Here is a 12,574-nt window from a genome sequence, read left to right on the forward strand (position 1 = left end):
AGCCCTTAAACCGCCTCAGGCGGCCAGTGCCACCGCGACGGCCTTGCGGATATCCGGAAGGCTGAACGGCTTGGCCACGACGTCGATGATCTTGCCGGCGAGGTCGTCGGCGCGTTCGCGCTGTTCGGCATAGCCGGTCATCAGCAGAATTTTCAGTCCGGGAAAAGCGGCCGCCGCCGCGTGGGCCAGCGCGATGCCGTCCATGACGGGCATGCGGATGTCGGAGAGCAGGAGGTCGAAGGGGCCACCGCGGAGCTGCTCCAGCCCCTCCGCCCCATCGCCCGCCTGCACGACGTCGTGCCCGTCCATCTGCAATGCGCGCGCGACGAAGCGGCGCAGGGAGTCTTCATCCTCGGTAATCAGGATCTTTGCCATCATGGCCTCCTAAACATCAGAAGCCCACAAGCGCAGAGTTTCCTTTGAAAACCGTAAAGACGGAAAACCTCATAAGCGACGAGGCCGGCCTCAGATCTTGTCGGCGTCGCCGGTGACCACGCCCACGAAGGGCAGTTCGCGGAAGGCATAGGCGACATCCATGCCATAGCCGACGACGAAATAATCGGGGCATTCGAAGCCGACGAAATCCGCTTCGAAGTCGATCTCGCGCTTGACCTTCTTGTCGAGGAGGACGGCGATCGAGACCGATTTCGCGCCCCGCTCCAGCATCAGGTCGCGTGCAAAGCGCAGCGTTCGCCCGGATTCCAGGATATCGTCGATCAGAAGCACGTCGCGGTCGCGCGGGTCGCTGTCGATGTCCTTGATGATCTTGACGCCGCGGGACACCGTCCCGGTGCCGTAGCTCGACAACGTGATGAATTCGACTTCCGGGGCAAGGCCCGCATGGTGCATGGCGCGGATCAGATCGGCCGCGAAGATGAAGGAGCCCTTGAGCACCGAGATCACCAGCAGGTCGTCGGTGCGGCCCTTAACGATATCGGCCGCCATCTCCGTGTTGCGCGCGGCAATCACGTCCGGTGAAAACAGCGTCTCGATCATCTTTCCGCGAACGACGGGCATGGCAATGGCTCCAGGCGACGGAACGCCGTCCGGCGTCCTTCAAGGCTTGGCGTTAGCACAGTCAGCGTGGCGAAGCACCCGCTGCACGGAAGGAAATTTGCACGATCGGCGCCGATCCGCCGGCATGCGGCAGCCGTGCGGAGAAGGCGCGGCTCTCGCCGGGCGCCAGCAGGCGACTGCCGGCAAGCTGCCCCTCGGCCGTCATGCGTCGCCCGGAAGCGGCGACATCGACCAGGATCTCGGGGATCGCACGGGAGACGGGCGTGGCATTGACCACGGTGCCGTAGACGGCGACGACCTTCAGTCCCGCCGCATCCTGAAGCTCGGTGCGCACATCGCCGAAGCCGAGCGCCGGCGCGGCCTGCGGTTTTGTCGGCACCAGCGCGGTCGCAAGGCCGAAGGCGACGGCGCAGAGGCCGATCGTCAGCCCCGCGAAAGCGCGCGGCGAAACGCGTTGCAACATCTGCTCGGCCAGCGTGAGAAGGCCGGACGGACGCTCGACGGTCTTGATCGGCGTGTGGGGACGCAGGGGCGCGCGGGGCGTGGACGGCCGCGAGAACGGCACGACCTCGAAGACCGCATCGACGGCATCGACCTGGCGCAGCACCCGCGGTGCGGGACGCGCGGGCCGGGTCCGTTCCGGCGGAAGAAGATCGACCTTACGCGACGCGTTTGAAAAGCCGGCCATGCATCGTCCTCCGCAGCAGCCCCGCCCGAAAGCGGGGAAATCCTTGCCGAAAGGTAAAGGTGAAGGGTTAACGAAGTGGTAACGGGCCCGGAGTGCCTCCGATCCAGCCCATTGCGGGCATTTTAGCCCTCAAAGCGACGTTTTTGCCTGCGAGGTTAAAGGGAAAATTAACCAGTGTTTAACCATGCTGGCCGGATCGCGCCCGCACTTGGCGGTAGAGCGTCCATCTCAGAGGCTGGAAGTTGATTCATTTCGAAAACGTCGGATTGCGCTACGGCATGGGACCGGAAATTCTCCGCGACCTGACCTTCGACATCCCGCGCAAGTCCTTCCAGTTCCTGACCGGCCCGTCGGGCGCCGGCAAGACGACGCTGCTGCGCCTGCTGTTCCTGTCGCTGCAGCCGACGCGCGGGCTGATCCGCATGTTCGACCGCAACATCGCCTCCATCCCGCGCGACGAGTTGCCCATGCTGCGCCGGCGCGTCGGCATCGTGTTTCAGGATTTTCGCCTGCTCGATCACCTCACGACCTACGAAAACGTCGCATTGCCGCTGCGCGTGCGCGGCAAGGACGAATCATCCTACCGCTCCGACGTGCTGGAGCTGCTCGGCTGGGTCGGTCTCGGCGAGCGGATCAACGTCCTGCCGCCGGTGCTCTCGGGCGGGGAGAAGCAGCGCGCCGCCATTGCCCGTGCACTGATCGACCGGCCGGAAATCCTGCTCGCCGACGAGCCCACCGGCAATGTCGATCCGCCGATGGCCCGCCGCCTCCTCAACCTGTTCATGGAGCTGAACCGCCTCGGCACGGCCGTGGTCATCGCCACGCACGATCTCTCGCTGATGGACCAGGTGGAAGCGCGCCGCATGATCCTGTCGCAGGGGCGGCTCGACATCTATGACTGACGCCGGCAAAAGATCGATCCGCGGGGCGAAGGGCGGTGCCGCCAGCGCACCGCAGGAGGCGGAGGGGCGCAAGGCGCCCATGCGCGTCCGCCCGATGGCCCCCATCGTGCCGCCGGTCAACGTCTCCGGCAATGCGCTGATGCTGGTGATCGCCATCATGTCCTTCCTCGCCTGCCTCACGCTCGGCGCCGTTTCCATGGTGCGGGCGACGGCCGAAAGCTGGCAGAGCGAGATCTCGCGCGAGGTGACGATCCAGATCCGGCCCGAGGAAGGGCTCGATATGGAGAAGGCCCTGCGTGACGCGCGCGACATCGCGCTCACCTTCGACGGCACCGTCGATGGCAGTATCGTCGATCGCACCGCAACCGCGCGCCTGCTCGAACCCTGGCTCGGGGAAGGCCTCGATATCGACGAGCTGCCCGTGCCCCGCCTCGTCATCATCACCATCGACGAGCGCAACCCGCCCGATTTCGCCGGCATGCGGGCGCGCCTGACCGGCGAGATCCCGCAGGCGACGCTCGACGATCACCGCAACTGGGTGGACCGGCTTGTGGCCATGGCCCACACGACGGCGCTTATCGGCACCGGCGTGCTCACGCTCGTCTTTTCCGCCATGGTCCTCACCGTCATCTTCGCCACGCGCGGCACGCTGTCGGGCAATCGCCATATCGTCGAGGTGCTGCACTTCGTCGGCGCGGAGGCAAGCTTCGTTGCCTCGGAATTCCAGAAGCATTTCCTGAAGATCAGCTTCAAGGGCGCCGGCGCCGGCGGTTTTCTGGCCGCGCTCTCCTTCGCCGCGGCCGGCTGGTGGCAGTCGCGCTCGCTCGCCACGCCGCAAAGCGATCAGGCAACGGCCCTCTTCGGCACCTTCACCATCGGCTATACCGGCTATCTCGGCATCGCCGCCATCATGCTCGTCATCGCTTTGCTGACGACGCTGACGGCGCGGTTCACGGTCATGCGCACGATCTATGAAATCGACCGCATCCGCTCCGACCCCGCCCGGGCCGATCTCATCCCGAATTCCTGACATGCCGATGCGCGCGCCCTCTCCTCCCGCTGTCACGCACGCGCAGGTTCAGACCGCGCAAGTTCAGGCCGCGCAAGTTCAGGCCATCGTTAAGGCACAAAGCGGGTTCACCGGTCTTCCGGCATCGCAACACCCGTCCCGTCGCGCGCCCCGCATCCGGCGCAACGGTGGAAGAACATCATGATGGCGGACGAAACCTCCGACGCGGAGACTTCCGGCGAAACCGAGCGCAAGGGCTTTGCGCGGCGGACGCGCCGGCATGTCAGCTTCCGGCGCCGGCTCGCGCGCCTGACCTTCTACGTCCTGCTGGTGGTCGCCGGCTGTGCCACGGCAAGCCTGCTCTATTTCGCCGATCAGGTCGCCTCGCTGCAGCCGCCGGCCAGCCCCAAGGCGGACGCCATCGTCGTGCTGACGGGCGGGTTCCAGCGCATCGACCAGGCCGTGGACCTTCTGAAGGCCGGTGCCGGACAGCGCCTGCTGATCTCCGGCGTCCACCCCACCACCACCAGCGGCCAGATCCGCCGCAACACCCAGAGCTCGGCCGATCTGTTCCGCTGCTGCGTCGACATCGGCTATGACGCGATCGACACGATCGGCAATGCGCACGAGACCGCGAACTGGATCCGCGACAACGACTACAAGAGCATCCTCGTCGTCACCAACAATTACCACATGCCGCGCAGCCTGCTCGAATTGCGCCGCGCCAATCCCGGCATCACCTTCGTGCCCTATCCGGTCGTCAATTCCGACCTGAAGAGCACGAACTGGATCGCCAATCCCATGGTGCTGAAATCGATCCTCTCGGAATATGCCAAGCTGACGGTCGCCTCGCTGCGCGATCTTCTGGGCACACCGACGGATAGCGGCCTGCGGACCGAGCGGACCCAGGCCGCGCAATAGGCGCGACACGATATCTCCCCGCTCTCGTGCGTCTGTTCGTCAAAGCCGTTTCCCGCTGTCCCTGGCAAGCGCTGCCACGCGAGATCCCGGTTTTCGCAGCGCCGGAATTCGTGTAGGCAGCCGGGGACGGTACGCTCGATCCGTTTTGCCGCCCGCTTTCCGAAAGCCGCCCATGATTCGCCTTCGCTCGGTCCTTTTCAACGTCGCCTTCTATGCCAATCTGATCCTGCGCATGATCGTGCTGACGCCCATCTACTTTCTGGTCTCGCGAAAAACCTCGTGGTTCGTGCCGAAGAACTGGGCGCGCAGCAATCACTGGCTGATGCGGGTGATCGTCGGCACGACCTTCGAGATCGAGGGGCTCGACAATATTCCGAAGGACGGCGTCTATATCCTAGCGCCCAAGCATCAGTCCTTCTGGGACGTCTATGCGCTGCTGCCCTGGCTGTCGGACCCGTTCTTCATCCTCAAGCGCGAGCTGATGCGCATTCCCCTGTTCGGCTGGTATGTCGCCAAGCAGCGCATGGTGCCGGTCGATCGCAGCGCGCGCGGCCGGGCAATGGCGGCCGTCATGCAGCGCGCCAAGGCCGAGATCGCCACCGGCCGGCAATTGATCATCTATCCCGAGGGCACCCGCCGCTCGCCGGGCGCGCCGCCCGACTACAAATACGGGATCGCCCGCCTCTATCGCGACCTGCAGGTTCCCGTCGTCCCCGTGGCGATGCATCCCGGCCTCTTCTGGCCCCGCAGCACGACGCTGCGCTTCCCCGGCCATTTCAAGGTCCGCATCTTGCCCCCGATCGGTCCGGGCCTCGACAGCGATACGTTTTTGAAAACCCTGATTTCAGTGACGGAGACGGCAAGCGACGAACTGCTGGTCGAAACCGTCCGCGACAATCCGCATCTGCCTTTGCCGGAGACGGCGCGCACGCGGCTGGCCGAACTCGGCGTGCCCGTGCCGGAAATCCGTTAGCGCTTGCCAAGCAAGGTGTGCACGCCGCGGCCGACCTCTTCCAGCCAGTGATCGCGAATGCCCATCTCGCGCAGATGCTCGAGCGTGTTCATGACGTAATCGACATTCTCGCCCGAGCGGCCGCGCGCATGCGCGACGATCAGCGCGGCCTCGTCGGCCTGAAGGGCGCCCGCATATTGCAGATGCGCCCGGTCGATGACATAGGCGAGCGCCGTCACCACCCGCCCGTCGGCAAGCCGCAACGGCAAGAGGCGCTCCTTGTAGACATGGGTCACCAGCTCGCGCTCGCGCAGATAGGCGACGACCGCGTCCCGGTCATCCGGAGCGACGCGGAACGCCATGCCGAGGCAGGACCCGCCAAGATCCAGACCGAGAACCAGGCCCGGGCTCTCGGCCGTGCCGCGATGGACGTGAGAGCGAACGCAGAGCGCCCGACGATAGCCGAAGACGCGCGCCTTGGCCTGCTCGACGAAGGCAAAGCCCGGATTCCACATCAGCGAACCGTAGCCGAACACCCAGATGTCGCCCATGTCCTTCGTCTTCACAAGGTCCGTCACAAGAAGGGTCATCCCGTCGCTTAAAGGCCGGACACGTCGGCCGGTCCCGCCCTCCTACTGCAAAATGGCGGAAAGCGGAACGACCGGAGGCCTCGGCGGCCGCATTTTCAAGGCGATGACCGCGTGAAACAGCCGCACCTCCGCCGGATGGCAGGACACCTTGCCTATTTTCCCCGAAGCATTCCGGTCTGCAGCGTTATGCAGTAGAAGACCCCGACAACGCGGACCCGCTCGAGGGTCGCGCATGACGAGCGCCGTTCGACGCTCCGACAAAGCCTTCATCCAGACCGCCGACCGGAGACCCGCATGACACAGACAGCACCGCCGGCCGCAAGCACACGGATCCGGCGTCTCGGCATCGGCATCGTCATTTTCCTCGCGGTCTATAGCGGCATCTGGTTCCTGGCCGCCCACCAGATCGAGACGCGGCTCGCGAGCTTCCTCACCAGCCGCTCCGGCAGCGCCAGCGCCCAGTGCGATGGGCTGACCGTGCGCGGCTTCCCCTTCCGCATCGGGCTGTTCTGCGATGCCGTGAAGGTCGACGACACCAAGCTCGGCGCGTCGGGCGCCGCCGGCGCGCTCCGGTCGGCAGCGCAGGTCTACTGGCCCGGCCATGCCGTGATCGAGATGGACGGTCCGGCCGAGCTGCGCTTCTCTCCGGGCATCACCACCTCCATGGACTGGCAGACGCTGAAGGCGAGCATTCAGGCGACCCTGTCGGGCCTCAGCCGCACGTCGATCGTCTCCGAGCGCCTGGCCGGGACGCTCGTTCCGACGCTGGGCGAAGACGCGCTCGCCTTCGCCACGAACACGACGGAGCTGCATCTGCGCCAGAACGACAGCGATCTCGATGCCGCCCTGTCGGTCACCGGGCTCGACCTGAAGCCGCACAACGGCGCAAGCCTGCTGCCGCTGATGAACGCCGCGATCGATCTGACCGTCAAGGATCGCGCCACCCTGCTCGACCGTGGCGGCCTGTCGCGCCACGCCCTGCGCAGCAGCGCGGGCGAGGTGCGCAATCTCACCATCGATCTCGGCAACGGCATGGTGACGACCGCGAACGGCCCGTTCACGGTGGATGATCAGGGGCTGATTTCCGGCGCCTTCAAGGTGACGATGCGCGATATCGCGGCCTGGCGCGCCGCTCTCGCGAGCGCCTTTCCCGAGAGCGAGAACATGCTCGACAATGCCGCCAACATGCTGACGGCGCTTGCGGCAGGCGGCAACGACGCCACCGTCACGCTCAACGTGCGCGACGGCACCGCCTTTCTCGCCTTCATCCCCATCGGCGTCCTGCCGCAGCTCTGAGCTCTAGGTCTTCGCATCCAGCGCATGGCGGCCGAAATCGACCATGTCGGTATCCTGGCCGGCCTGGATGATGGAGCGGCGGATCGCGCGGGTGCGGGTGAAGAGGTCGAACAGCTTGTCCCCGTCGCCCCAGCGGATCGCCCGCTGCAGATAGGCGAGATCTTCGGAAAACCGAGACAGCATTTCGAGGATCGCATCCTTGTTGTGCAGGCAGACGTCGCGCCACATGGTCGGGTCCGAGGCTGCCAGACGCGTGAAGTCGCGGAAACCGGAGGCCGAATATTTGATGACTTCGGATTCCGTCACCGTTTCCAGATCGTCCGCCGTGCCGACGATATTGTAGGCGATGATGTGCGGCAGGTGGGAAACGATGGCCAGAACCTTGTCGTGGTGTTCCGCATCCATTTCCTCGACATCCGAGCCGAGCGCCTCCCAGAAGGCCCGCAGCCGGCCCTTGGCGGTCTCGTCCGTGCCGGCCGGTGGCGTCAGGATGCACCAGCGGCTTTTGAAAAGCCCGAGGAAGCCCGCATCCGGGCCGGAATATTCCGTTCCCGCGATCGGGTGGCCGGGAATGAAATGGACGTTGTCGGGCAGATGCGGCGCCATCTGCGCGATGACGGAGCCTTTGGTGGAGCCCACATCCGTGACGATCGCCCCGGCTTTGAGATGCGGCGCGATCGCCTGCGCGACAGCGCCCGACGCCCCGACCGGGACGGAGATGATGACGAGATCCGCATCTTCCACCGCTTCGCCCGGGGACAGGACATAGCGGTCGCCGAGACCGAGAACGTCCGCGCGGTCGAGGGTCTCCCGGCTGCGGGTCGAGATCGTCACGGAGGTCGCGAGCCCCTTGTCGCGGATCTCCCGCGCGATGGAGGAGCCGATGAGGCCGATGCCGATCAGCGCGATCTTGTCGAAAAGCTTGGGCATATCCGCCTCTCAGTTCTTCCCGAGGAATTCGGCAAGGGCCGCCAGAACGCCCTCGTTCGCTTCCTCCGTGCCGATCGACAGGCGCAGCGAATTGGGGAAGCCATAGCCACGCACCGCCCGCAGGACGAAGCCGCGGCTCGTCAGGAACGCATCCGCATCCTCCGCCCGCTTGCCGGCGACATCGGGGAAGTGGAACAGCACGAAATTTGCGACCGACGGCGTGACCGTAAGGCCGAGCGCCGTCAGCCGCTCGCTGACGTTCGCCACCCATTCCGCGTTGAAATCCACCGCTGCGGCCGTGAACGCCTTGTCGCGAACGGCCGCGGCACCGGCGGCAATCGCCGGCGCATTCAGGTTGAACGGTCCGCGGCTGCGGTTCAGCGCATCGATGACGGCGGCCGGCGCGTAGATCCAGCCGATGCGGAGCGCCGCCAGACCGTAGATCTTGGAGAAGGTCCGCGTCATCACGACGTTCTGGTTGGACGAGACCAGCTCGATGCCCGCCTCGTAGTCGTTGCGCCGCACATATTCGGCATAGGCTGCGTCGAGCACAAGCAGCACGTGCTTCGGCAGGCCGGCCTGCAGGCGACGCACATCCTCGACGGGCACGAAGGTGCCGGTGGGATTGCCGGGATTGGCGAGGAAGACCAGTTTCGTCTTCTCGGTCACGGCGGCGAGGATCGCATCGACATCGACGCGGCAATCCCGCTCCTTGACGGTGACCGGCGTGCCGCCGGCCGCCATGATCTGGATCCTGTAGACGAGAAACCCGTGCTCGGTGATGATGGCTTCGTCGCCGGGCGCGAGATAGGTGTGGGCGAGCAGGCCCAGAAGTTCGTCCGAGCCGTTGCCGCACATCAGGTTGGCGGGGTTCAGCGCATAGACCTCGGCAATCGCGTTGCGAAGCTCGACCGCCTGCCCGTCCGGGTAGCGCTCCAACTGCCCGGCCGCCTGGCGAAAGGCCTCGATCGACTTCGGGCTCGCGCCGAGCGGCGTCTCGTTGGAGGAGAGCTTGTAGACCTTGGCGACGCCCGGCGCATGTTCCTTGCCCGGCACATAGGCGGCGATGTCGAGAATGCCGGGGCGCGGGGTCGGAGCGTTCGGGAGAGAGCTCATGGTCTGGCTTTCGCTGGTGTCACGGATGGCTCTGCCATTACCGGTCCCTCCGCGTCTTGTCGAGGCCTTGTCGAGGCCTTCGACGGCATGTCGAGGGGCTGGGGCGCTCGCCCCCTCACCGCACCGGCGGCTGCCCGTCGCGCGTGGTGGGAACCCCCTGTGGCGCGAGCACGGGCACGAAGACGCGGCGGGACGCGCGCGCCGCGACCGGCAGCCCCTGATAAAGCCGCTTCTGCGCCTCCACGACGATGACGCCGGAGAACACCGGCCAGAGCGCCCGCCCGATCTTCTCGAAGGCGCGTCCGAGCTTCAGCACGGTCTTGACGGTGGAGGGCGGGAAGAACAGCGCCTCGCAGGAGGCCCCGGGCGTGAAATTCGTCTCCCGCAGCAGCGCCGTCAGCTGCCCGCGCGAATAGGGCCGGCCGGAACCGAACGGCGTGTGGTCCATGCGCGCCCAGACGCCCTGGCGGTTGGGAACCACGATGACGAGACGCCCGCCGGGCGCAAGCACCCGCCAGAGCTCCTTCATCGTCTCGCGCGGGTTCTCGGCAAATTCCAGCGAATGCACCATGAGAATGCGGTCGATGGAGCTGTCGGGCAGCGGCAGCTCCTCGTCGAAGACCAGAGCGGTGGAGGACAGCTCGGCCACCGGCCAGTTCACCGCCCCCTGCCCCGCCGGCATGAAGGCGAAGGTGCGCTCCGTATCGGCGCGAAAGCGCTCCAGATAGGGCAGGACATAGCCGAGCCCGACGAGCCGCTCCTCCGGCAGCCGCGACCAGATGGAGGCAAGCGCCATCGAGATCGCCTGCTCGGTGAAGCGCCCGAGTCGCGAATGATAGAACTGGCGAAGATCGACGATATCGGCGTGCATGCGCAAAGGGTAGTGCGCGGCCCGGAGAAAGGAAACCGGCCAATGCCGAAATTCGCAACCACCGCCATTGCTGGACTTCCCCCGCGCCGCCTTTACATTCGAAAGACAACTCATGTCCCAGCCCCCGAGGACCCCACCATGCCCGCGCTCGATCTCGACCTGTTCCCCTGCCGGACCGACAATTTCGGCGTCCTCCTCCACGATCCCGAAACCGGCGAGACGGCCTCGATCGACGCTCCGGAAGAGCAGCCGATTCTCGACGCGCTGGAGCGGCGCGGCTGGACGCTGACGCATATCTTCACCACCCACCACCACAACGACCATGTGGAAGCGAACCTCGCTTTGAAGACCCGCTACGACGCGACCATCATCGGCCCGGATCGCGAGGCCTCGCGCATTCCCGGCATCGACATGACCATCGGCGATGGCGGCGACTTCACCTTTGCCGGCCACAAGGTCCATGTCATCGGCACGCCCGGCCATACCGCCGGCCATATCTGCTACCATCTGCCGGAAGACCGCCTGCTGTTTGCCGCCGACACGCTGTTTGCGCTCGGCTGCGGCCGCCTGTTCGAGGGCTCGCCGGCCGACATGTGGGCCTCTCTCCAGAAGCTGATGGCGCTGCCGGACGACACCCAGGTCTATTTCGGCCACGAATACACGCTGTCGAACGCCCGTTTCGCCGTAACGGTCGATCCCGACAATGCCGAGCTGAAGGCCCGCGCCGCTGAGATCGAGACGCTGCGCGAGCGCGGCGGCGTCACCGCACCGACGACCATCGGCTTGGAAAAATGCACCAATCCCTTCCTGCGCCCGAACGATCCCGGCATCCGCGCCCATCTCGGACTGTCCTCGGCGAGCGACGGCGAGGTCTTTGCCGAGATCCGCAAGCGCAAGGACAATGCCTGATGGCGGCGCGGGCAGAGACGCAGGACGCGCGGTCCATTGTCGCGGCGCTCGGCATGATCCGACATCCGGAAGGCGGCTGGTATGTCGAGACCTTTCGCGACGACCGGGGCGGCACGCGCGGGCATTCCACGGCGATCTACTATCTGCTTGAGGCCGGCGAGCGGTCGCACTGGCATCGCGTTCGCGATGCCGCCGAGGTCTGGCACCATTATGCGGGCGCAGCCCTGACGCTCCGGCTGGCAGCACCGGGCGAGCCCGCCTCGACCGTCGTGCTCGGCACCGACCTTGAGAACGGAGAGCGCCCGCAGGGCATCGTTCCCGCCGGCGTCTGGCAATCGGCCGAATCACGGGGGGCCTGGACGCTTGTCGGCTGCACCGTGGCGCCCGGCTTCGACTTCAGCGTCTTCGAAATGGCACCGCCCGGATGGGAGCCGCCGGCGCCTCAGGCCGCCGGCTGAACCCGGTCTTCGGCCGGAGCCGCAACCTTGCGCGACGAAAAGATCACGTCGCGCGCGGCCAGCACGGCGCCGCCGGTCACCAGCAGGCAGGCGAGCGCGATACTGAGCGACGGCTCGGCATAGCCGAACAGGATGAGCGTCAGGGTCGACAGCACCGGGGCCGAATAGCTCGCAACGCCGAGCAGCTGGATATTGCCGTTCTTGACCCCGTAATCCCAGGCATAGAAGGCAGCCCCGACCGGCAGCAGGCCGAGCCCGGCAACGGCCAGCCACTGCGTCCCCGTATCCGGCCACACGGTCGTCTCCAGCGCGAGATGGCAGACGAAGGACAGCATGGAGGTCGCAAGGCAGAAGCCGGTGACGACGTCGGTGGACACCGCCTCGAACCGCCGCGTCATGAGCGAATAGATTGCCCAGGTGAAGGCACAGCAGAGTGCTGCGCCGTATCCGAGCGTATAGGCGCTGTCGAAGGCGACGCCGTTGCGCGCGACGATCATCGCCGTGCCGGCAAGGCCGCAGAGCGCGCCCGCCACATGATACCACCGCAGCCGCTCGCCCGGCAGCAGCGCTGAACCCACGACGATCAGCAGCGGCCAGAGATAGGCGATCAGCCCGGCCTCGACGGCCGGGGCATTGCGAAGTGCCGTGAAATAGAGGGCGTGATAGCCGAACAGCCCGACAATGCCGACGATCCAGACCTTGGCCGGCTGCCGCAGCAAGGCGAGCCGCTCCGGCCGCAGCGCCAGCACGACGAGGCCGGGGACGCTGCCGATGGCAAAACAGATGGCCGAGAGCTGGAAGGGCGGCATGGTGCCGGACGCGGCCGTGAACAGCGCCAGAAGCGCCCACATGAGGATGGCCGTAAAGCCGATCAACGTCGCCTTGGTCTGCATCTGCCCGCTCTCCTGCCCGCTT

General features: G+C 66.2%; 15 protein-coding genes. 7 read left to right on the top strand and 8 right to left on the bottom strand.

All coding sequences use genetic code 11. The annotated features are described in order from the left end of the window. Positions 1–15: 15 nt before the first annotated feature. The 3 genes from ASG39_RS14360 to ASG39_RS14370 form a co-directional block, all read right to left on the bottom strand. Positions 16–375 (bottom strand): response regulator, encoded by a 360-nt coding sequence (locus ASG39_RS14360; RefSeq protein WP_062595671.1) that lies wholly within the window; start codon positions 373–375, stop codon positions 16–18. A gap of 90 nt (positions 376–465) precedes the next feature. After that, on the bottom strand, positions 466–1,017 hold the full coding sequence (gene hpt / locus ASG39_RS14365; protein WP_062595672.1) for a hypoxanthine phosphoribosyltransferase: 552 nt from the start codon (positions 1,015–1,017) through the stop codon (positions 466–468). Between the two features lie 61 nt (positions 1,018–1,078). Continuing rightward, positions 1,079–1,705, bottom strand: coding sequence for a hypothetical protein (locus ASG39_RS14370; RefSeq protein WP_062595673.1), 627 nt, complete (start codon positions 1,703–1,705; stop codon positions 1,079–1,081). Positions 1,706–1,947: 242 nt separating this feature from the next. Between ASG39_RS14370 and ftsE the strand changes: the two genes are divergently transcribed. The 4 genes from ftsE (at position 1,948) to ASG39_RS14390 (ending at position 5,510) form a co-directional block, all read left to right on the top strand. Further along, positions 1,948–2,607 carry a cell division ATP-binding protein FtsE gene (gene ftsE / locus ASG39_RS14375; RefSeq protein ID WP_062595674.1) on the top strand — a complete coding sequence of 220 codons (660 nt, stop codon included), beginning with the start codon at positions 1,948–1,950 and terminating at the stop codon, positions 2,605–2,607. A 79-nt stretch (positions 2,608–2,686) separates the two neighbouring features. Further along, positions 2,687–3,637, top strand: coding sequence for an ABC transporter permease (locus ASG39_RS14380; RefSeq protein ID WP_156468162.1), 951 nt, complete (start codon positions 2,687–2,689; stop codon positions 3,635–3,637). Positions 3,638–3,817: 180 nt separating this feature from the next. Beyond that, positions 3,818–4,537, top strand: a complete 720-nt coding sequence (locus ASG39_RS14385) for a YdcF family protein (RefSeq protein WP_082477258.1) — start codon at positions 3,818–3,820, stop codon at positions 4,535–4,537. A 172-nt stretch (positions 4,538–4,709) separates the two neighbouring features. Beyond that, positions 4,710–5,510 (top strand): 1-acyl-sn-glycerol-3-phosphate acyltransferase, encoded by an 801-nt coding sequence (locus ASG39_RS14390; protein ID WP_062595676.1) that lies wholly within the window; start codon positions 4,710–4,712, stop codon positions 5,508–5,510. Here ASG39_RS14390 and ASG39_RS14395 read toward each other — a convergent pair. Further along, a complete protein-coding gene (locus ASG39_RS14395; RefSeq protein WP_062595677.1) occupies positions 5,507–6,079 on the bottom strand; it encodes a gamma-glutamylcyclotransferase in 573 nt (190 codons plus the stop codon). The two genes, ASG39_RS14390 and ASG39_RS14395, sit on opposite strands and share 4 nt — an antisense overlap. Positions 6,080–6,373: 294 nt before the next feature. Here ASG39_RS14395 and ASG39_RS14400 point away from each other — a divergent pair, with 294 nt between their 5' ends. After that, entirely contained in the window at positions 6,374–7,375 is a 1,002-nt protein-coding gene (locus ASG39_RS14400) for a DUF2125 domain-containing protein (RefSeq protein WP_062595678.1), read from the top strand. A 3-nt stretch (positions 7,376–7,378) separates the two neighbouring features. Here ASG39_RS14400 and ASG39_RS14405 read toward each other — a convergent pair whose 3' ends face one another. The 3 genes from ASG39_RS14405 to ASG39_RS14415 form a co-directional block, all read right to left on the bottom strand. Continuing rightward, complete coding sequence (locus ASG39_RS14405) at positions 7,379–8,305, bottom strand: prephenate/arogenate dehydrogenase family protein (protein WP_062595679.1); 927 nt, start codon at positions 8,303–8,305, stop codon at positions 7,379–7,381. A 9-nt stretch (positions 8,306–8,314) separates the two neighbouring features. Next, positions 8,315–9,421: a histidinol-phosphate transaminase gene (gene hisC / locus ASG39_RS14410; RefSeq protein WP_062595680.1), complete on the bottom strand. Its 1,107-nt coding sequence runs from the start codon at positions 9,419–9,421 to the stop codon at positions 8,315–8,317. Positions 9,422–9,536: 115 nt separating this feature from the next. Then, on the bottom strand, positions 9,537–10,292 hold the full coding sequence (locus ASG39_RS14415) for a class I SAM-dependent methyltransferase (protein WP_062595681.1): 756 nt from the start codon (positions 10,290–10,292) through the stop codon (positions 9,537–9,539). Positions 10,293–10,430: 138 nt separating this feature from the next. On the opposite strand from ASG39_RS14415, the gene gloB reads away from it, so the two are divergent. Together gloB and ASG39_RS14425 are read left to right on the top strand one after the other, a co-directional pair. Beyond that, positions 10,431–11,201 carry a hydroxyacylglutathione hydrolase gene (gene gloB / locus ASG39_RS14420; RefSeq protein ID WP_062595682.1) on the top strand — a complete coding sequence of 257 codons (771 nt, stop codon included), beginning with the start codon at positions 10,431–10,433 and terminating at the stop codon, positions 11,199–11,201. Beyond that, positions 11,201–11,659 (top strand): cupin domain-containing protein, encoded by a 459-nt coding sequence (locus ASG39_RS14425; RefSeq protein WP_062595683.1) that lies wholly within the window; start codon positions 11,201–11,203, stop codon positions 11,657–11,659. The genes gloB and ASG39_RS14425 overlap by 1 nt, the downstream gene beginning before the upstream one ends. Here ASG39_RS14425 and ASG39_RS14430 read toward each other — a convergent pair. Beyond that, the gene (locus tag ASG39_RS14430; protein ID WP_062595684.1) at positions 11,644–12,552 is read right to left on the bottom strand and encodes an EamA family transporter; all 909 of its coding nucleotides are present in this window, start codon (positions 12,550–12,552) and stop codon (positions 11,644–11,646) included. The genes ASG39_RS14425 and ASG39_RS14430 overlap by 16 nt on opposite strands. Positions 12,553–12,574: the final 22 nt, after the last annotated feature.

The organism is Rhizobium sp. Leaf371 (assembly GCF_001424045.1).
In the GTDB taxonomy this organism is placed as follows: domain Bacteria; phylum Pseudomonadota; class Alphaproteobacteria; order Rhizobiales; family Rhizobiaceae; genus Ferranicluibacter.

What these genes read in the sequence shown, in the direction of transcription:
- ASG39_RS14360 (WP_062595671.1), bottom strand. Translation starts at nt 375, where the DNA reads ATGGCAAAGATCCTGATTACCGAGGATGAAGACTCCCTGCGCCGCTTC.
- hpt (WP_062595672.1), bottom strand. Translation starts at nt 1,017, where the DNA reads ATGCCCGTCGTTCGCGGAAAGATGATCGAGACGCTGTTTTCACCGGAC.
- ASG39_RS14370 (WP_062595673.1), bottom strand. Translation starts at nt 1,705, where the DNA reads ATGGCCGGCTTTTCAAACGCGTCGCGTAAGGTCGATCTTCTTCCGCCG.
- ASG39_RS14380 (WP_156468162.1), top strand. Translation starts at nt 2,687, where the DNA reads ATGCGCGTCCGCCCGATGGCCCCCATCGTGCCGCCGGTCAACGTCTCC.
- ASG39_RS14385 (WP_082477258.1), top strand. Translation starts at nt 3,818, where the DNA reads ATGATGGCGGACGAAACCTCCGACGCGGAGACTTCCGGCGAAACCGAG.
- ASG39_RS14390 (WP_062595676.1), top strand. Translation starts at nt 4,710, where the DNA reads ATGATTCGCCTTCGCTCGGTCCTTTTCAACGTCGCCTTCTATGCCAAT.
- ASG39_RS14395 (WP_062595677.1), bottom strand. Translation starts at nt 6,079, where the DNA reads ATGACCCTTCTTGTGACGGACCTTGTGAAGACGAAGGACATGGGCGAC.
- ASG39_RS14400 (WP_062595678.1), top strand. Translation starts at nt 6,374, where the DNA reads ATGACACAGACAGCACCGCCGGCCGCAAGCACACGGATCCGGCGTCTC.
- ASG39_RS14405 (WP_062595679.1), bottom strand. Translation starts at nt 8,305, where the DNA reads ATGCCCAAGCTTTTCGACAAGATCGCGCTGATCGGCATCGGCCTCATC.
- hisC (WP_062595680.1), bottom strand. Translation starts at nt 9,421, where the DNA reads ATGAGCTCTCTCCCGAACGCTCCGACCCCGCGCCCCGGCATTCTCGAC.
- ASG39_RS14415 (WP_062595681.1), bottom strand. Translation starts at nt 10,292, where the DNA reads ATGCACGCCGATATCGTCGATCTTCGCCAGTTCTATCATTCGCGACTC.
- gloB (WP_062595682.1), top strand. Translation starts at nt 10,431, where the DNA reads ATGCCCGCGCTCGATCTCGACCTGTTCCCCTGCCGGACCGACAATTTC.
- ASG39_RS14425 (WP_062595683.1), top strand. Translation starts at nt 11,201, where the DNA reads ATGGCGGCGCGGGCAGAGACGCAGGACGCGCGGTCCATTGTCGCGGCG.
- ASG39_RS14430 (WP_062595684.1), bottom strand. Translation starts at nt 12,552, where the DNA reads ATGCAGACCAAGGCGACGTTGATCGGCTTTACGGCCATCCTCATGTGG.